This window comes from Pseudomonas sp. Irchel s3a18, from assembly GCF_900187535.1.
Lineage (GTDB): Bacteria > Pseudomonadota > Gammaproteobacteria > Pseudomonadales > Pseudomonadaceae > Aquipseudomonas.
In genome coordinates this window covers 50015-67989 of the sequence record NZ_FYDV01000007.1, presented here as the reverse complement: position 1 = coordinate 67989, position 17975 = coordinate 50015, and the positions used below count along the sequence as shown (strand labels likewise).

Sequence of the window (17975 nt, the reverse complement as noted above, 5' to 3'; positions counted from 1 at the left end):
AAAAACCTCGCAAAGGTCTTCCCGATAGACCGCCACGACCTTGTCAGGGCGCGCTGCGCACGCCAGCGCGAGCAAGCGCCCTCGCCACAAGGGCAGCCTTCATGTGTTATTGAGTCGCATGAGTGCGCCCCGACACTTCTGGCATAACACTTGCTCTTGCCTTGCCGTGCGACTGTGAAAACCCGAATAGTGACGGATTATTGGCATGGCGAAGAGCGACGCAGCAGTAAAAGACCCCGCCGGGAAAGGCAAACTCAAGCTGATCCTGGTGATTGTGGCGGCGTTGCTGCTGGCCGTCGGCCTGTCCGTGGGGGCGACCTGGTACTTCATGCACAGCGCTCAGAGCAAGCCTGAGCCCGTGGCGGAGTCGACCGGCACTGGCAAGCCCGTGGCGATCTATGAGCCCATGGCGCCGGCGTTCATTGCCAACTACAACCACAATGGCCGTCAGCGCTACATGCAGGTGAGCATCACCCTGCAGGCGCGCAACCAGGCCGATCTGGATGCGCTGAAAGTGCATATGCCGGTGATCCGCAACAACCTGGTCATGCTGTTCTCCGCACAGAGTTTCGACACCCTGGCCACCCCGGTCGGTCAGGAAATGCTGCGCCAGAAAGCCACTGCCAGCGTGCAGGAAGTGGCGCAGAAAGAAGTCGGCAAGGTAGTGGTCGAGCAGTTGCTCTTTACTAATTTCGTACTGCAGTAGGAACACGACATGGCCGTGCAGGACCTGCTGTCCCAGGATGAGATCGATGCGCTGTTGCATGGCGTCGACGATGGTCTGGTACAGACCGATACCGCTGCTGAACCGGGCAGTGTCAAAAGCTACGACCTGACCAGTCAGGACCGTATCGTCCGGGGGCGCATGCCGACCCTGGAAATGATCAATGAGCGTTTCGCCCGCTACACCCGCATCAGCATGTTCAACATGCTGCGGCGCTCGGCTGACGTTGCAGTCGGCGGTGTGCAGGTGATGAAGTTCGGCGAGTACGTACACTCGCTGTACGTACCCACCAGCCTCAACCTGGTCAAGATCAAGCCGCTACGTGGCACCGCGCTGTTTATTCTCGACGCCAAGCTGGTGTTCAAGCTGGTGGACAACTTCTTCGGCGGTGACGGGCGTCACGCCAAGATCGAAGGCCGTGAATTCACGCCCACCGAACTGCGCGTGGTGCGCATGGTGCTGGAGCAGGCCTTCATTGACTTGAAGGAAGCCTGGCAGGCGATCATGGAAGTCAACTTCGAGTACATCAACTCGGAAGTGAACCCGGCCATGGCCAACATCGTCGGGCCGAGCGAGGCCGTGGTGGTCTCCACCTTCCACATTGAGCTCGATGGCGGAGGCGGCGACCTGCACGTGACCATGCCGTACTCGATGATCGAACCGGTTCGCGAAATGCTCGATGCGGGCTTCCAGTCCGACCTCGACGACCAGGACGAACGTTGGGTCAATGCCTTGCGCCAGGACGTGATGGACGTCGACGTGCCATTGAGTGCCACCGTCGCCCGTCGTCAGCTGCGCCTGCGCGACATCCTGCATATGCAGCCGGGGGATGTGATCCCGGTGGAGATGCCGGAAGACATGATCATGCGCGCCAACGGCGTGCCGGCCTTCAAGGTCAAGATGGGCTCCCACAAAGGCAACCTGGCGTTGCAGGTGATCGAGCCGATCGAGCGCCGCTGACCGGCGCTCGTCCCTATTCGCTTTTAAATGACGGCTTCCAATTGAACGGCAGCCCGCCGAGGACAAATGATGGCTAACGATATGAATTCCCAGGACGACCAGGCGCTGGCTGATGAATGGGCTGCGGCGCTGGAAGAAGCCGGTGACGCCGGACAGGACGACATCGATGCCTTGCTGGCAGCTGATGCGGCGAGCTCGCCGTCCAACCGCCTGCCCATGGAAGAGTTCGGCAGCGTGCCGAAGAATAACCAGCCGGTGACCCTCGACGGTCCGAACCTGGACGTGATTCTGGACATTCCGGTGTCGATCTCCATGGAGGTCGGCAGCACCGACATCAACATCCGCAACCTGCTGCAGTTGAACCAGGGTTCGGTGATCGAGCTGGATCGCCTAGCGGGCGAACCACTGGACGTGCTGGTCAATGGCACCTTGATCGCCCACGGCGAGGTGGTGGTGGTCAACGAGAAGTTCGGCATCCGCCTGACTGACGTGATCAGCCCCAGCGAACGCATCAAGAAGCTGCGCTGAGTGAAGACGTTTCTCGGTGTGTTGCTGACCTTGCCATTCACCGTCATGGCTGCCGAACCGGTGACGGCCGTGGCGGCGCCTGCGGTCGGCAGTGGTGTGGCGGGGCAGTTGACTCAGCTGGTGCTGGGCTTGCTGCTGGTGCTGGGGTTGATCTTCTTCCTCGCCTGGCTGCTGCGTCGGGTGCAGCAGGCGGGTCCGGCGGGCAAAGGGCAGGTGATCGAGTTGATCGGCTCGCGTGCCCTCGGGCCGCGTGATCGGCTGGTGCTGGTGCAGGTCGGCAACGAGCAGATCCTGTTGGGGCTGACGCCGGGCACCATCACCCCACTGCATGTACTGAAAGAACCGGTGGCGGTGCCGAGCACCGAGCAGGCCACCCCCGAGTTTGCCCAGCGCCTGATGGAGTTGCTGGGTAAAGACAAGGATAAGAAGTAATGCCGTTGCGAGTCCTGCTGACGCTGCTCCTGATGTTGGCCGCGCCGTTGGCGTTTGCCGCCGATCCGTTGTCGATTCCGGCCATCACCCTGGGCACCAACGCCGAGGGCGCCCAAGAGTATTCGGTCAGCCTGCAGATCCTGCTGATCATGACCGCGCTGAGTTTCATTCCGGCGTTCGTCATGCTGATGACCAGTTTCACCCGGATCATCATCGTGTTCTCGATTCTGCGCCAGGCCCTGGGCTTGCAGCAGACGCCGTCGAACCAGATCCTCACCGGCATGGCACTGTTCCTGACCCTGTTCATCATGGCGCCGGTGTTCGACCGGGTGAATCAGGACGCCTTGCAACCCTATCTGGCGGAGAAAATGACCGCTCAGGATGCGGTGGCCAAGGCCCAGGTGCCGATCAAGGATTTCATGCTGGCGCAGACTCGCAGCAGTGACCTGGAGCTGTTCGTGCGCCTGTCCAAGCGGACCGACATCGCCTCGCCGGAGCAGGCGCCGCTGACCATCCTGGTGCCGGCCTTCGTCACCTCGGAGCTCAAGACTGCGTTCCAGATCGGTTTCATGATCTTCATTCCGTTCCTGATCATCGACCTGGTGGTGGCCAGTGTGCTGATGGCCATGGGCATGATGATGCTCTCGCCGTTGATCATTTCCTTGCCGTTCAAAATCATGCTGTTTGTGCTGGTGGATGGCTGGGCGTTGATCATCGGCACCCTGGCGGGCAGTTTCGGCGGTGTGTAGCCATGAGTGGACGGGTAGGGCGATATGACTCCTGAAGTAGCGGTAGACCTGTTCCGTGAGGCGCTGTGGCTGACCACCCTGATGGTGGCGGTGCTGGTGGTGCCAAGCCTGTTGGTGGGGCTGCTGGTGGCGATGTTCCAGGCGGCCACCCAGATCAACGAGCAGACCCTGAGCTTCCTGCCGCGCCTGCTGGTGATGCTGGTCACGCTGATCGTCGCCGGCCCGTGGCTGGTGCAAACCTTCATGGAATACATCCTGCGCTTGTACGGCAGTATTCCGCAGTTGATCGGCTAAGCCATGTCGCTGCTGGCGCTGACCGACACGCAGATCAGTACCTGGGTGGCCAGCTTCATGCTGCCGCTGTTCCGGGTCGGCGCGGTGTTGATGACCATGCCGATCGTGGGCACGACGCTGGTCCCCAAGCGTATCCGGCTGTACTTCGCGCTGGCGATCACGGTGGTGATCATGCCCGGGCTGCCACCGATGCCGGCGGTCAACCCGCTGGACCTCAGCGGCCTGCTGCTGATCGCCGAACAGATCCTTATCGGTGGCCTGCTGGGGTTCGCCTTGCAGCTGTTCTTCCAGGCGTTCGTGGTGGCCGGCCAGATCATCTCGATCCAGATGGGCATGGGCTTTGCCTCCATGGTCGACCCCACCAACGGCGTGTCGGCGGCAGTGATCGGGCAATTTCTGACCATGCTCGTGACCCTGCTGTTTCTCGGCATGAATGGCCATCTGGTGGTGTTTGAAGTGCTGGCTGAAAGCTTCACTACCTTGCCGGTGGGCAGTGCGGTGTTGACCACGCACTTCTGGGAGATCGCCAACAAGCTGGGCTGGGTGTTGGGCGCGGCCATGTTGCTGGTGCTGCCGGCGATCACTGCGCTGCTGGTGGTCAACATTGCCTTCGGGATCATGACCCGGGCAGCGCCGCAGTTGAACATCTTCTCCATCGGCTTTCCGCTGACCCTGGTGCTGGGCCTGGTGATCTTCTGGATCAGCCTGGGCGACATTCTCAATCAGTATCAACCGCTGGCCACTGAAGCCTTGCAGTTGCTGCGCGATATGGCACAGGCGCGCTAAGCCATGGCCGAGAGCGAGAGTGGTCAGGACAAGACCGAAGAGCCCACGGAGAAAAAGAAAAAGGACGCCCGGGAGAAGGGTGAGATTGCCCGCTCCAAGGAGCTCAACACCCTGGCGGTGATGCTGGCCGGTGCCGGGGGGCTGCTGATCTATGGTGGCGGTCTGGCGCTGGACCTGCTGGAAATCATGCGCCTGAACTTCTCCCTGCCTCGCGAGGTGCTGCTCAGCCCGGGCGCCATGGGCCAATACCTGTTGCACTCGGGCAAAATTGCGATCATCGCCGTACAGCCAGTGCTGATCACCTTGCTCCTGGCCGCGCTGATCGGTCCGATCTCCCTGGGCGGCTGGTTGTTTGCCGGCAGTAGCCTGGCGCCCAAGTTCAGTCGGATGAACCCGGCCAACGGCCTCAAGCGCATGTTTTCCTCCACCGCCGTGATCGAGTTGCTCAAGGCGCTGGCCAAGTTCCTGTTGATCCTGTTTGTGGCGCTGACGGTACTGAAGTCGGACATCGACGACTTGCTGCGTATCGCCCACGAACCGCTGGAACAGGCGATCATCCACAGCGTGCAGCTGGTGGGCTGGAGCACTTTGTGGATGGCCTGCGGCTTGATCCTGATCGCCGCGGTCGACGTGCCGGTGCAGTTGTACCAGAGCCACAAGAAGCTGTTGATGACCAAGCAGGAAATCCGCGACGAGCACAAGGATCAGGAGGGGCGCCCCGAGGTCAAGCAGCGCATTCGCCAACTGCAGCGCGAAATGTCCCAGCGCCGCATGATGGCGGCCATCCCCGACGCCGACGTGGTCATCACCAACCCGACCCACTACGCCGTGGCCCTCAAGTACGACCCGGACAAGGGCGGCGCGCCGATGCTGATCGCCAAGGGCAGCGACTTCCTGGCCCTGAAAATCCGCGAAATCGCTGTGAGCAACAATGTGCTGCTGCTGGAGTCACCGGCGTTGGCGCGGTCGATCTACTACTCCACCGAACTGGATCAGGAGATTCCGGGCGGGCTGTACCTGGCGGTGGCCCAGGTACTGGCCTACGTCTATCAGATCCGCCAGTACCGTGCGGGCAAGGGCAAGCGCCCGGAACCGTTCAAGGATGAGGTGCCGATTCCGCCGGAGTTGCGGCGGGACTCCTGATAAAACCAAAGCAATCACCTGCATTCGCGAAAACGACCTGCCGATTGTGGCCGCGTTGTACGACATGGTGGGGGCGAGTAATTTTGCTTCCGCTATGTTGTAAATAAATCTGTGGCAGGCTCAACCGGTCGATGCAACGAGACGCTGCATCGACCGGTTGAGTCCGCCGTCCTCTTTTTTTCTTCTGCGGTTTTCAGGTTTGTTTTCGTGAGCTTATTGTTTGTTCAAGCATTTCCATCTCGCTCATGTACTCGTCTGATTTCGGGTCTCTAATGTTATCAATTTTTTCTTTGTATGCTCGGGCCGCCGATATCCTTGTTGCGGGTTCTTTTGGGTGATTGCCGTATAGTCTTTCTCTCGTGGCTTCCTCTAATTTTCGGGCGTCATAGGTTCGTGAAGGTTTGGATTTGAAGATTTCAATTCGTTCGAGCAATAGCTTATAGTCTTGTCCAGTCGGTGGTCCTTCTCGGAATGTTTTTCGTTCCAAGGCTTTAATGTTTGACGGCATAATGTTAGCGTTGGCATCAGATCGAAGAATGCTTAAATCCTTATTAAATGCTGCACGCTTATAGCGATCATAGTACACGCGATCCGCGACATACCGTAACCTGCGTTTTGCATTTGAGTTCGAATAAGCCATGCTTTTTCTTGCTCGATTAGCCCATTTTGTAAGTTGCTCAATTATCATATTTGTAATTGGAATATTCCCGCTTGGGTCAAACTTGTTTGTCGGATCTCCTAAGCAGTATGCATACGGATTCAACCCACCTTTTCCAAACGGACTCATGCTGTCCGGGCAATTAAATCTCATCAAAACCGGATTAAACGCCCGATACCCATTCCCCAACAAATAGCATCCAGTCACCGGATCCGGCCGTTCGCCGTTAAAGCCGAGCAAGCTGAGTAACCCGCTTTCAACAGGCCGGTGGCCATAGGGCGAATAGGCGATGGGCTGGGGTGGACGATCCGCCTTAAGCGTCTGCAACACCGAACGCTGCTGATCAGTGGCTAGCAGCGTGGTATCGGTTACATCACCCTCACTTCGCTGTTGCCCCAACAGCTGGTCGCCATGCTGGACGATCGAATAGCGCATCGCCCCCTGTATCTCGGTGGCCAGCCTGCTTTTGCAGTAAAAGCGCTGGCGCTCGGGGATATCTGGCAGTGCGTGACTGATCAGTCGATCAAGGGGGTCGTAGTGGTAATGGCAGAGCACGGTTTCGCGCAGCGATGGCATGGGTGGTTGCTCCGAACGTCTGAAGTGCGGGAGTTCAGTATTGGCGGCTTTGCAAGGGTTGGGTACTAGCAGAACTGATAGGTTTGCTGGGTTTGTTTGTTCGAATGGCTGGTCAGCAGCGCACTTTCCGAGATGTTCGCTGGCAGTGCCGGCCTCATCGCGGGCAAGCCCGGCTCCGGCAATGCTCGGGTCTGGCCGCAAAATCGGCGTTCGACTTAGATCAGTGTGGGAGCGCGGCTTGCCCGCGAAGAAGCCCGTCCAGTCAACCCAAATCCCCCAATAAACCCTCAATTCCAAACCTCCGCAAAAGTTGGAAGGCTTCTTGCAGTAGCCGCCCAGCGCCCGCTTGCGGCGTCAAAAGTTTGCTTCAAAGGAACGGGGAATACCGGTGGATCGCTCTCAATTTATCAACAGTGCCCGCAGCAACATGGCAGACCTCAGTCGAGGCAATCTGGGTGTGCCGCTGTTGCTGTTGGTCATGTTGGCAATGATGATGTTGCCGATCCCGCCGTTCCTGCTCGACGTGTTCTTCACCTTCAACATTGCCCTGTCGATCGTGGTACTGCTGGTCTGCGTGTACGCCTTGCGGCCGCTGGATTTTGCGGTGTTCCCCACGATTCTGCTGGTGGCGACGCTGTTGCGCCTGGCGTTGAACGTGGCCTCCACGCGGGTGGTGATGCTCCACGGCCAGGACGGTCACGCCGCCGCCGGCAAGGTGATCCAGGCCTTCGGCGAGGTGGTGATCGGCGGTAACTACGTGGTCGGTATCGTGGTCTTCGCGATTCTGATGATCATCAACTTCGTGGTGGTGACCAAGGGCGCCGGGCGGATTTCCGAGGTGAGCGCGCGCTTCACCCTCGATGCGATGCCCGGCAAGCAGATGGCCATCGACGCCGACCTCAACGCTGGCCTGATCGATCAGGGCCAGGCCAAGGCCCGCCGTACGGAAGTCGCCCAGGAGGCCGAGTTCTACGGCTCGATGGACGGGGCCAGCAAGTTCGTCCGTGGCGATGCCATCGCTGGCCTGTTGATCCTGTTCATCAACCTCATCGGTGGCATGGCGGTGGGGATCTTCCAGCACGGCATGACCTTCGGTGATGCGGGCAAGGTGTACGCGCTGCTGACTATCGGTGACGGTTTGGTGGCGCAATTGCCATCACTGCTGCTGTCCACTGCCGCGGCGATCATGGTGACCCGTGCATCGGGCTCCGAAGACATGGGCAAGCAGATCAACCGGCAGATGTTTGCCTCGCCCAAGGCCCTGGCCGTATCGGCCGCGCTGATGGCGATCATGGGTATCGTGCCGGGCATGCCGCATTTCGCATTTCTCAGCATGGCGGCAGTGGCGGCGGGCGGTGCCTACCTGTTCTGGAAGAAACAGAACACCGTCAAGGTCAAGGCGCTGGAGGAGGTCAAGCGCCAGCAGGAACTGCTGCCATCGCCAGCGCGGGCCATGGAAACCAAGGAACTGGGCTGGGACGACGTGACCCCGATCGACATGATTGGCCTGGAGGTTGGCTACCGCCTGATCCCGCTGGTGGATCGCAATCAGGGTGGGCAGTTGCTGGCGCGGATCAAGGGCGTGCGTAAAAAGCTCTCCCAGGACCTGGGCTTCCTGATGCCGACCGTGCACATCCGCGACAACCTCGACCTGGCGCCGAGTGCTTACCGCCTGACCCTGATGGGGGTGATCCTTGCCGAAGCGGAGATTTATCCGGATCGCGAGCTGGCGATCAACCCGGGCCAGGTCTACGGCACGCTCAATGGCATTACCGCCAAAGATCCGGCCTTTGGCCTGGAAGCGGTGTGGATCGAAGTCAGCCAGCGCTCCCAGGCGCAATCGCTGGGTTATACCGTGGTTGACGCCAGCACGGTGGTGGCGACGCACCTCAATCAGATTCTGTACAAGCACTCCAGTGAGCTGATCGGTCACGAAGAAGTCCAGCAACTCATGCAGTTGTTGGGCAAAAGTTCGCCGAAACTGGCCGAGGAGCTGGTGCCGGGCGTGCTGTCGCTGTCGCAATTGCTCAAGGTGTTGCAGGCACTGCTGGCTGAACAGGTTCCGGTGCGCGACATTCGCAGCATCGCCGAGGCCATCGCCAACAACGCCGCCAAGAGTCAAGATACCGCCGCTTTGGTGGCCGCGGTGCGTGTCGGCTTGTCCCGCGCTATCGTGCAAAGCATTGTAGGCACTGAGTCCGAGCTGCCTGTGATCACGCTGGAGCCAAGGTTGGAACAAATATTGCTCAATAGTATGCAGAAGGCTGGGCAAGGTGCCGATGAGGGTGTCTTGCTGGAGCCAAGCATGGCCGAGAAGCTGCAGCGCTCACTGATCGACGCGGCGCAGCGTCAGGAAATGCAAGGTCACCCGGTGATTCTGTTGGTCGCAGGTCCGGTCCGCGCGATGCTCTCGCGGTTCGGCCGCCTGGCAGTCCCGGGGTTGCATGTGTTGGCGTACCAGGAAATCCCTGACAACAAGCAAGTGACCATCGTGGCGACAGTAGGGCCCAACGGCTGAGGTAGTGGTTTATGCAAGTTAAGCGTTTTTTCGCCGCCGATATGCGTCAGGCCATGAAGCTGGTTCGTGATGAGCTGGGCGCTGAAGCCGCCATCATTGGCAACCGTCGCATCGCCGGTGGTGTCGAGCTGATGGCTGCCCTGGATTACAAGCTGTCGGCGCTGGCACCACGGGTGCCGAACATGGAACTCGAAGACGAGCTGCGCAAGACCCAGACGCGGATCGTCACCGCCCAGGCCGAACTCAGCCTGCGCGGCGATGGCGAGGCAAGCACCAGCACCAACCGTCAGTTGTTTGCCGGCCTGCCACTGACGGCGGCCGAACCGCTGATCGAGCCCACGCTGTCCGAGCCGCCACGCCCTGCGCCAGCACCGGTGGCAGCGGCCACTGTCGACGTGCGGGTCTACGATTCGATGCGTTCGGAACTCAATGGCTTGCGCGAGCTTCTGGAAGTGCAGCTGGGTTCGCTGGCCTGGAATCAACTGCAAGGCAGCCGCCCGCAACAGGCCAACCTGTGGCGTCGTCTGCAGCGCATCGGCCTGTCCGGCCCGCTGTCGCGCGACCTGCTGGCGTTGACCACGGACATTGAAGAGCCTCGTCAAGCCTGGCGCATGCTGTTGGCGCATCTGGCGAGGATGATCGTGACCCCCGAGATCGAGCCGCTGGAAGAGGGCGGTGTGATTGCCATGGTCGGCCCTGCCGGCATGGGCAAGACCACCACCCTGGCCAAGCTGGCTGCGCGTTACGTGCTCAAGTACGGAGCGCAGAACATTGCGCTGGTGAGCATGGACAGCTACCGCATTGGCGCCCAGGAGCAACTCAAGACCCTGGGGCGGATCCTCAATGTCTCGGTCACCCATGTCGACCCGGGGCAGTCCTTGGCTCAGGCCCTGGATCCACTGCTGCGCAAGCGTGTGGTGCTGATCGACACCGCGGGCCTGCAAGCCAGTGATCCGGCGTTGCGCATGCAGCTGGAAAGCCTGGCCGGTCGCGGGATCAAGTCGAAGAATTACCTGGTCCTGGCCACCACCAGCCAGAAGCAGGTGCTGACCGCCGCGTACCACAGTTACAAGCGTTGTGGCCTGGCGGGGTGCATCCTGACTAAACTGGATGAAACGGCGAGCCTGGGCGAAGTGTTGAGCCTGGCGATCAGTCACGAATTACCGGTGGCCTATCTGACCGATGGGCCGCGGATCCCGGATGATCTGCATTTGCCGCGCCGCCATCAGTTGGTCAGTCGCGCCGTGAGTGTGCAGATGCAGGAAGAACCCAGCGAAGAAGCCATGGCTGATATGTTCGCTGATATCTACCACAGTCCGACCAAGCGGGTTGGCTGAGGTAACAATGACTAGATTTGTATCTACATCGATGGCCTGCCATGCATTGTTCAGTATTGAACGCGCAGCCAGTCATGTAGCCCGCGTCTAAGACGACAAGGTATAGAAAGCACATGGGCAGCATGCATCCCGTACAGGTGATCGCGGTGACCGGCGGCAAGGGTGGCGTCGGTAAGACTAACGTGTCAGTGAACTTGTCCCTGGCTCTGGCAGAGCTCGGCAGGCGAGTGATGTTGTTGGACGCCGACCTGGGGTTGGCGAACGTCGACGTGTTGCTGGGGCTCACCCCCAAGCGCACGCTGGCCGACGTGATCGAGGGCCGTTGCGAACTGCGCGATGTGTTGCTGCAGGGGCCGGGCGGCATTCGTATCGTGCCGGCCGCCTCGGGCACCCAGAGCATGGTGCACCTGAGCCCGGCCCAGCACGCCGGTCTGATCCAGGCGTTCAGCGACATCGGTGACAACCTCGATGTGCTGGTGATCGACACCGCTGCCGGTATCGGCGAGTCGGTGGTCAGCTTTGTGCGCGCCGCCCAGGAAGTGCTGCTGGTGGTGTGCGACGAGCCGACCTCCATCACCGATGCCTACGCACTGATCAAACTGCTTAATCGCGACTACGGCATGAACCGTTTCCGCGTGCTGGCCAATATGGCGCAGAGCCCGCAGGAAGGGCGCAACCTGTTCGCCAAGTTGACCAAGGTCACGGATCGCTTCCTGGATGTCGCCTTACAATATGTCGGCGCGGTGCCTTACGACGAAAGCGTGCGCAAGGCCGTGCAGAAACAGCGCGCCGTGTACGAAGCCTTCCCCCGCTCCAAGTGCGCATTGGCCTTCAGGGCCATCGCGCAGAAAGTCGATACCTGGCCGTTGCCCGCCAATCCGCGCGGGCATCTGGAGTTTTTCGTCGAGCGCCTGGTGCAACAAACGGCGGGTCCGGTGTTATGACAGCCAGCGGTTACAACCTGTACAAGAAGTCGGCGCGTGACGCGCAGTACGAGCTGATCGAGCGTTACGCGCCACTGGTAAAACGTATTGCCTATCACCTGCTGGCGCGTCTGCCGGCCAGCGTGCAGGTGGAAGACCTGATCCAGGCGGGGATGATCGGGTTGCTTGAAGTGTCGACCAAATACGACGCGAGCAAAGGTGCAAGTTTCGAGACCTATGCCGGGATTCGTATCCGCGGCGCGATGCTCGATGAAGTGCGCAAGGGGGACTGGGCGCCACGTTCGGTCCACCGTAATACCCGGATGGTCAGTGACGCGATTCGCTCAATTGAAGCTAAAACCGGACGTGACGCTAAAGATCACGAGGTTGCGGCCGAACTCCAATTGAGTCTCGATGATTATTACGGGATTTTGAATGACACCTTGGGCAGCCGCCTGTTCAGTTTCGACGACCTGCTGCAGGACGGCGAACACGAAGGGCTGCACGAGGATGGCGCGAGTGCTCATCTTGAGCCGTCGCGTGACCTGGAAGATGAACGCTTCCAGGCCGCGCTGGCGGACGCGATTGCCAATTTGCCGGAGCGTGAGCGACTGGTGTTGGCGCTGTACTACGACGAAGAGCTGAACCTCAAGGAAATCGGTGAGGTCCTGGGGGTCAGCGAATCGCGGGTCAGCCAGTTACACAGCCAGTGCGCGGCCCGTTTGCGGGGGCGTTTGGGAGAGTGGCGAGCGCGTTGACAGCAGTGTGGGGACACTGCGAACGAGACCGGTGTGGCGTGCAGCCGCACAGGCTTCAATCCGTTGTGCTCCAGACAGTCGTTGAGTGTTACGCCTGATTGATTGAGTGGCGTGTCCAGGTGCTGGGCGCGTTTAAGACTGCTTGGAGGTCGAATTGGACAAGAACATGAAAATCCTCATCGTTGATGACTTCTCAACGATGCGGCGGATCATTAAAAACCTGTTGCGTGACCTCGGGTTCACCAACACGGTCGAGGCAGACGACGGCACAACGGCCATCCCTGTGCTCAACAGCGGCAGCATCGACTTTCTGGTAACGGACTGGAACATGCCTGGCATGACCGGCATCGATTTGCTGCGCCACGTGCGCGCCGACGAAAAACTCAAGCACCTGCCGGTGTTGATGGTGACCGCTGAAGCCAAGCGCGAGCAGATCATCGAAGCGGCTCAGGCCGGCGTCAACGGCTACGTGGTCAAGCCGTTCACGGCCCTGGCGTTGAAAGAGAAGATCGAGAAAATCTTCGAACGCATCGGTTGATAGGTGGTGCCACTGCGCCACGGGGGAGCTATGGAGCATAGAGAGATTTCACAGGGCGATTTTGAATCGACCCTGAAAAAACACGCGGTCGAATTGGTCGACAGCCTTGAAAAGGGCAAGTTCGGCGACGCCGTGCAACTGATCCATGAGCTCAACCAGACCCGTGACCGCGGCCTGTACCAGGAAGTCGGCAAGCTGACCCGTGAGCTGCATAGCGCGATCGTCAATTTTCAGATCGACCCGCACATGCCGCAGGCCGAGGAAGTGTCGCAGATCACGGATGCCACCGAGCGCCTGTCCTATGTGGTCAAGCTGACCGAGGCCGCTGCCAACCGCACCATGGATCTGGTCGAGAGCAGCACACCGCTGGTCAATGCCCTCGGCACCGATGCCCAGGCCTTGAGCGCGGACTGGGGGCGCTTCATGCGTCGCGAAATCGGGGCCGAAGAGTTCCGCGAACTGGCCCGGCGCGTCGACGGTTTCCTGACGCGCAGCGCCGAGCAGACCCAGGTCGTATCAGGCCACCTCAATGACATTCTGCTGGCCCAGGATTACCAGGACCTCACCGGTCAGGTGATCAAGCGTGTGACGCAACTGGTCACGGAAGTCGAAAGCAATCTGCTCAAGCTCGTGCTGATGGCCAGTCAGGTCGACCGCTTTGCGGGCATCGAACATGACCGCGAATCGATCCTGGCTGAAAAAGATCCGAAAAAACATCTGGCTAAGGGTGAAGGTCCGCAGATTCATGCCGATAAACGTGATGACGTGATGTCCGGTCAGGACGATGTGGACGATTTGCTTTCCAGTCTTGGTTTTTAGGTCACAGGTCGTGAAGACGGTGAATGCCGGTCCGGCATTGACCGTCATCAGGACTTACCATTAGGAGCACCCATTAATGAGCTTCGGCGCCGATGAAGAGATCCTTCAGGATTTCCTGGTTGAGGCCGGCGAGATTCTAGAGCAACTGTCCGAGCAACTGGTCGAGCTGGAAAGCCGACCGGATGATGCGGATTTGCTCAATGCAATTTTTCGCGGTTTTCACACTGTAAAAGGGGGCGCCGGCTTCCTCCAGCTCAACGAGCTGGTGGAATGCTGTCACATCGCCGAGAACGTGTTCGACATCCTGCGCAAGGGTGAGCGTCGCGTCGACTCAGAGCTGATGGACGTGGTTCTCGAAGCGCTGGACGCCGTCAATGGCATGTTCGGCGAAGTCCGTGAGCGGGCGCCGATCACGGCGGCCACCCCGCAACTGCTGGCGGCATTGGCGCGCCTGGCCGAACCGCAGTCGGCCGATGAAGTCGCGCCATTGGTAGAAGCGGTGGCCGAGCCTGAAGCGCAAAGCGACTCGGGCGACATTACCGACAATGAATTCGAACAGTTGCTCGACTCGCTGAACGCCGTCAAGGCGCAAGCCGAGGCACCCGTTGCGCCAGCGCCAGTGGTGGCTGCCGGCAACGATGAGATAACCGATGCCGAGTTCGAGTCGTTGCTCGATCAGTTGCACGGTAAAGGCCAGTTCGCCGTCGATGCACTCGCGGCGCCGGCCGAGCCTGTTGCGCCTGTCGCAGCGGCCGAGAACACCGATATTACCGATGACGAATTCGAAGCACTGCTCGATCAGTTGCACGGCAAGGGCAACTTTGCCGTCGAAGCGCTGGAGTCGGCCATTGCCTCTGTTCCGGCAGCGGCCGTGCCCGCCGCAGTGGCTGTTGGCAGCGATCTGATCTCCGATCACGAGTTCGAATCCTTGCTCGATGAGTTGCACGGCAAGGGCAAGTTCAGCCAAGACGTCGGCAGTGCCGGGTCTACGGTTACTCCCGCGGCTCCGGTTGCCGTGCCTGTGGCACAGCCGGTTGTCAAGCCAGCGCCAGCGCCCGCCAAGGCTCAAGCGTCCAAGCCAGTCGCCGCGCCGACCCGTGCACCAACGCCAGCGCCTGCCGAGAAGCCGGTCAGTGAAGCCGAGACCACGGTCCGTGTGGACACCGCGCGCCTGGACGAAATCATGAACATGGTCGGCGAACTGGTGCTGGTGCGTAACCGTCTGGTTCGCCTGGGGCTCAACAGTGGCGACGAAGCCATGTCCAAGGCTGTGTCGAACCTCGATGTGGTGACGGCTGACTTGCAGACGGCCGTCATGAAGACCCGGATGCAGCCGATCAAGAAAGTCTTCGGGCGCTTCCCGCGCCTGGTTCGCGACCTGGCGCGTCAGCTCAAGAAAGAGATCAACCTGGAACTGGTCGGTGAAGAAACCGACCTGGACAAGAACCTCGTCGAGGCGCTGGCCGATCCGTTGGTCCACTTGGTGCGCAACGCGGTCGACCACGGTATCGAATCGCCGGAAGAACGCGAGGCCTCGGGCAAGGCCCGTGGTGGCAAGGTGGTGCTGGCGGCCGAGCAGGAGGGTGATCACATCCTGCTGTCGATCTCCGATGACGGCAAAGGCATGGACCCGAACGTCCTGCGCGCGATCGCGGTAAAACGCGGCGTGATGGACAAGGATGCCGCCGACCGACTGAGCGACACCGAATGCTACAACCTGATTTTTGCCCCGGGGTTCTCGACCAAGACCGAGATCTCCGATGTGTCCGGGCGCGGCGTGGGCATGGACGTGGTGAAAACCAAGATTTCCCAGCTCAACGGTTCGATCAACATCTACTCGACCAAGGGCCAGGGTTCGAAGATCGTCATCAAGGTCCCGCTGACCCTGGCGATCATGCCCACGCTGATGGTCATGCTCGGCAACCAGGCGTTCGCCTTCCCGCTGGTCAACGTCAACGAGATCTTCCACCTCGACCTGTCGCGCACCAACGTGGTCGATGGTCAGGAGGTGGTGATCGTGCGCGACAAGGCGCTGCCACTGTTCTACCTCAAGCGCTGGCTGGTCAGTTCCGCCGCTCATGAAGAGCAGCGCGAAGGCCATGTGGTGATCCTTTCGGTGGGCACCCAGCGAATCGGCTTTGTCGTCGATCAACTGGTGGGCCAGGAAGAAGTGGTCATCAAGCCATTGGGCAAAATGCTCCAGGGAACCCCGGGGATGTCCGGCGCCACCATTACCGGTGACGGCCGCATTGCCCTGATTCTCGATGTTCCGAGCATGCTCAAGCGTTACGCCGCACGGCGTATTTGATTCTGATGGGGCGGGGCGACTGAGCCTCGCTCCGTCTAATGGAGTGTTTATGGCAGTCAAGGTCCTGGTGGTGGATGATTCGGGTTTTTTCCGCCGCCGCGTCTCGGAAATTCTTTCGGCCGATCCGAATATCCAGGTGGTCGGGACGGCCACCAACGGTAAAGAGGCGATCGATCAGGCCCTGGCCCTCAAGCCGGACGTGATCACCATGGACTACGAGATGCCGATGATGGATGGCATCACGGCAGTGCGGCACATCATGCAGCGCTGTCCGACCCCGGTGTTGATGTTCTCCTCGCTGACCCATGAAGGCGCCCGGGTGACCCTCGATGCGCTGGACGCCGGCGCGGTGGATTTCCTGCCGAAGAATTTCGAAGACATCTCGCGCAACCCCGAGAAGGTCAAGCAACTGTTGTGCGAGAAGGTTCACAGCCTTTCACGCAGCAACCGTCGCATGAGCGGCTACAGTGCTCCGGCACCGGTTGCCGCGCCGACAGCGCCGGCACCTGCCAGTGTCAGCAGCTACGGCAGCAGCGCGTCAGTACGCCCGGCCCCGCTGCCCGTGCCGAGCCGTGCTGCGGTCGCCAGCCCGTCGTCGCCGGCCCCCAAGCGCAAATCCTACAAGCTGGTGGCCATCGGTACGTCCACTGGCGGGCCCGTGGCCTTGCAGCGTGTGCTGACGCAGTTGCCCGCCCACTTCCCGGCCCCGATCGTGCTGGTTCAGCACATGCCGGCGGCCTTCACCAAGGCTTTCGCCGAGCGTCTGGACAAGCTGTGCCGGATCAGCGTCAAGGAAGCCGAGGACGGTGACATCCTGCGTCCGGGCCTGGCCCTGCTCGCACCGGGCGGCAAACAAATGATGGTCGATGGCCGTGGCGCGGTGAAAATCCTCCCGGGCGATGAGCGTTTGAACTACAAGCCGTGCGTGGACATCACCTTCGGCTCGGCGGCCAAGTCCTATGGCGACAAAGTTCTGGCGGTGGTGCTCACCGGTATGGGCGCCGACGGTCGCGAAGGTGCGCGCCTGCTCAAGCAGGGCGGCAGTTCGATCTGGGCCCAGGATGAAGCCAGCTGCGTGATCTACGGCATGCCGATGGCGATCGTCAAAGCCAACCTGGCGGACGCGATCTACGACCTGGACGCGATCGGCAAGCACCTGGTCGAGGCGTGCCTCTGATGGATGTGTTAAGCCTCATCGGGATCATCATGGCGTTTGTCGCCATCATTGGCGGCAACTACCTGGAAGGTGGGCACCTGGGGGCCCTGGCCAACGGCCCGGCGGCGCTGATTGTGCTGGGCGGCACCATTGGCGCGGCGTTGTTGCAATCGCCGATGAGTGCCTTCAAGCGGGCCATGCAGATCCTCGCGTGGATCCTGTTCCCGCCCCGTATCGATCTGGCCGGCGGCATCGACCGTGTCGTCAACTGGAGCCTCACCGCGCGCAAGGAGGGCCTGCTCGGCCTGGAAGGCGTGGCGGACACCGAACCGGACAGCTATTCGCGCAAGGGCCTGCAATTGCTGGTCGATGGCGTCGAGCCGGAAGCGATCCGCAGCATCCTGGAGGTGGATTTCTATACCCAGGAAAGCCGCGATATCGAAGCGGCCAAGGTGTTTGAAAGCATGGGCGGCTATGCGCCGACCATCGGCATCATTGGTGCGGTGATGGGCCTGATTCATGTCATGGGCAACCTGGCCGATCCGTCGCAACTGGGCAGCGGCATTGCCGTGGCGTTCGTCGCGACTATCTACGGGGTGGCCAGTGCCAACCTGGTGCTGCTGCCGATTGCCGCCAAGCTCAAGGCGATTGCCTTGCGCCAGTCCCGGTACCGGGAGATGTTGCTCGAAGGCCTGCTGTCGATCGCCGAAGGTGAAAACCCTCGTTCCATTGAGTTGAAGCTTCAGGGCTTCATGGACTAAGGGATTG

The 17975-nt window shown here is 60.6% G+C and carries 18 protein-coding genes; 17 read left to right on the top strand and 1 reads right to left on the bottom strand.

Going from position 1 to position 17975, the window contains the following annotated elements:
* Positions 1 to 205 precede the first annotated feature (205 nt).
* The 8 genes from fliL to flhB all read left to right on the top strand — a co-directional run bounded on the left by fliL (position 206) and on the right by flhB (position 5616).
* Complete coding sequence (gene fliL, locus CKW29_RS12110; protein ID WP_095145684.1) at positions 206 to 706, top strand: flagellar basal body-associated protein FliL; 501 nt, start codon at positions 206 to 208, stop codon at positions 704 to 706.
* Between the two features lie 9 nt (positions 707 to 715).
* Positions 716 to 1684: a flagellar motor switch protein FliM gene (gene fliM / locus CKW29_RS12105; protein ID WP_095080140.1), complete on the top strand. Its 969-nt coding sequence runs from the start codon at positions 716 to 718 to the stop codon at positions 1682 to 1684.
* Between the two features lie 69 nt (positions 1685 to 1753).
* A complete protein-coding gene (fliN, locus tag CKW29_RS12100) occupies positions 1754 to 2212 on the top strand; it encodes a flagellar motor switch protein FliN (protein WP_095145687.1) in 459 nt (152 codons plus the stop codon).
* A 45-nt stretch (positions 2213 to 2257) separates the two neighbouring features.
* Positions 2258 to 2644, top strand: a complete 387-nt coding sequence (fliO, locus tag CKW29_RS12095; RefSeq protein WP_095148629.1) for a flagellar biosynthetic protein FliO — start codon at positions 2258 to 2260, stop codon at positions 2642 to 2644.
* On the top strand, positions 2644 to 3393 hold the full coding sequence (gene fliP, locus CKW29_RS12090; protein ID WP_095145690.1) for a flagellar type III secretion system pore protein FliP: 750 nt from the start codon (positions 2644 to 2646) through the stop codon (positions 3391 to 3393). The genes fliO and fliP overlap by 1 nt, the downstream gene beginning before the upstream one ends.
* Before the next feature lie 24 nt (positions 3394 to 3417).
* Entirely contained in the window at positions 3418 to 3687 is a 270-nt protein-coding gene (fliQ, locus tag CKW29_RS12085; RefSeq protein ID WP_093417060.1) for a flagellar biosynthesis protein FliQ, read from the top strand.
* 3 nt (positions 3688 to 3690) lie between these two features.
* Complete coding sequence (gene fliR / locus CKW29_RS12080; protein WP_095145692.1) at positions 3691 to 4473, top strand: flagellar biosynthetic protein FliR; 783 nt, start codon at positions 3691 to 3693, stop codon at positions 4471 to 4473.
* 3 nt (positions 4474 to 4476) lie between these two features.
* Positions 4477 to 5616, top strand: coding sequence for a flagellar biosynthesis protein FlhB (gene flhB / locus CKW29_RS12075; protein ID WP_095145694.1), 1140 nt, complete (start codon positions 4477 to 4479; stop codon positions 5614 to 5616).
* A gap of 193 nt (positions 5617 to 5809) precedes the next feature.
* On the opposite strand, the gene CKW29_RS12070 is transcribed toward flhB, so the two are convergent.
* On the bottom strand, positions 5810 to 6850 hold the full coding sequence (locus CKW29_RS12070; protein ID WP_095145696.1) for an RHS repeat-associated core domain-containing protein: 1041 nt from the start codon (positions 6848 to 6850) through the stop codon (positions 5810 to 5812).
* Positions 6851 to 7238: 388 nt separating this feature from the next.
* Between CKW29_RS12070 and flhA the strand changes: the two genes are divergently transcribed.
* The 9 genes from flhA to CKW29_RS12025 all read left to right on the top strand — a co-directional run bounded on the left by flhA (position 7239) and on the right by CKW29_RS12025 (position 17968).
* Positions 7239 to 9368 (top strand): flagellar biosynthesis protein FlhA, encoded by a 2130-nt coding sequence (gene flhA / locus CKW29_RS12065; RefSeq protein WP_095145698.1) that lies wholly within the window; start codon positions 7239 to 7241, stop codon positions 9366 to 9368.
* An 11-nt stretch (positions 9369 to 9379) separates the two neighbouring features.
* Complete coding sequence (gene flhF, locus CKW29_RS12060; RefSeq protein WP_095148569.1) at positions 9380 to 10705, top strand: flagellar biosynthesis protein FlhF; 1326 nt, start codon at positions 9380 to 9382, stop codon at positions 10703 to 10705.
* Positions 10706 to 10818: 113 nt separating this feature from the next.
* Positions 10819 to 11649, top strand: a complete 831-nt coding sequence (fleN, locus tag CKW29_RS12055; RefSeq protein WP_027621027.1) for a flagellar synthesis regulator FleN — start codon at positions 10819 to 10821, stop codon at positions 11647 to 11649.
* On the top strand, positions 11646 to 12386 hold the full coding sequence (gene fliA / locus CKW29_RS12050) for an RNA polymerase sigma factor FliA (protein ID WP_007894214.1): 741 nt from the start codon (positions 11646 to 11648) through the stop codon (positions 12384 to 12386). Before fleN ends, fliA begins: the two co-directional genes overlap by 4 nt.
* 166 nt (positions 12387 to 12552) lie before the next feature.
* On the top strand, positions 12553 to 12924 hold the full coding sequence (locus tag CKW29_RS12045) for a chemotaxis response regulator CheY (protein WP_172736526.1): 372 nt from the start codon (positions 12553 to 12555) through the stop codon (positions 12922 to 12924).
* Between the two features lie 30 nt (positions 12925 to 12954).
* A complete protein-coding gene (locus CKW29_RS12040) occupies positions 12955 to 13743 on the top strand; it encodes a protein phosphatase CheZ (RefSeq protein ID WP_095145701.1) in 789 nt (262 codons plus the stop codon).
* Between the two features lie 76 nt (positions 13744 to 13819).
* Positions 13820 to 16051, top strand: a complete 2232-nt coding sequence (locus CKW29_RS12035; protein ID WP_095145703.1) for a chemotaxis protein CheA — start codon at positions 13820 to 13822, stop codon at positions 16049 to 16051.
* Between the two features lie 49 nt (positions 16052 to 16100).
* The gene (locus CKW29_RS12030) at positions 16101 to 17228 is read left to right on the top strand and encodes a chemotaxis response regulator protein-glutamate methylesterase (protein ID WP_095148568.1); all 1128 of its coding nucleotides are present in this window, start codon (positions 16101 to 16103) and stop codon (positions 17226 to 17228) included.
* Entirely contained in the window at positions 17228 to 17968 is a 741-nt protein-coding gene (locus CKW29_RS12025; protein WP_095080127.1) for a flagellar motor protein, read from the top strand. The genes CKW29_RS12030 and CKW29_RS12025 overlap by 1 nt, the downstream gene beginning before the upstream one ends.
* Positions 17969 to 17975 lie beyond the last annotated feature (7 nt).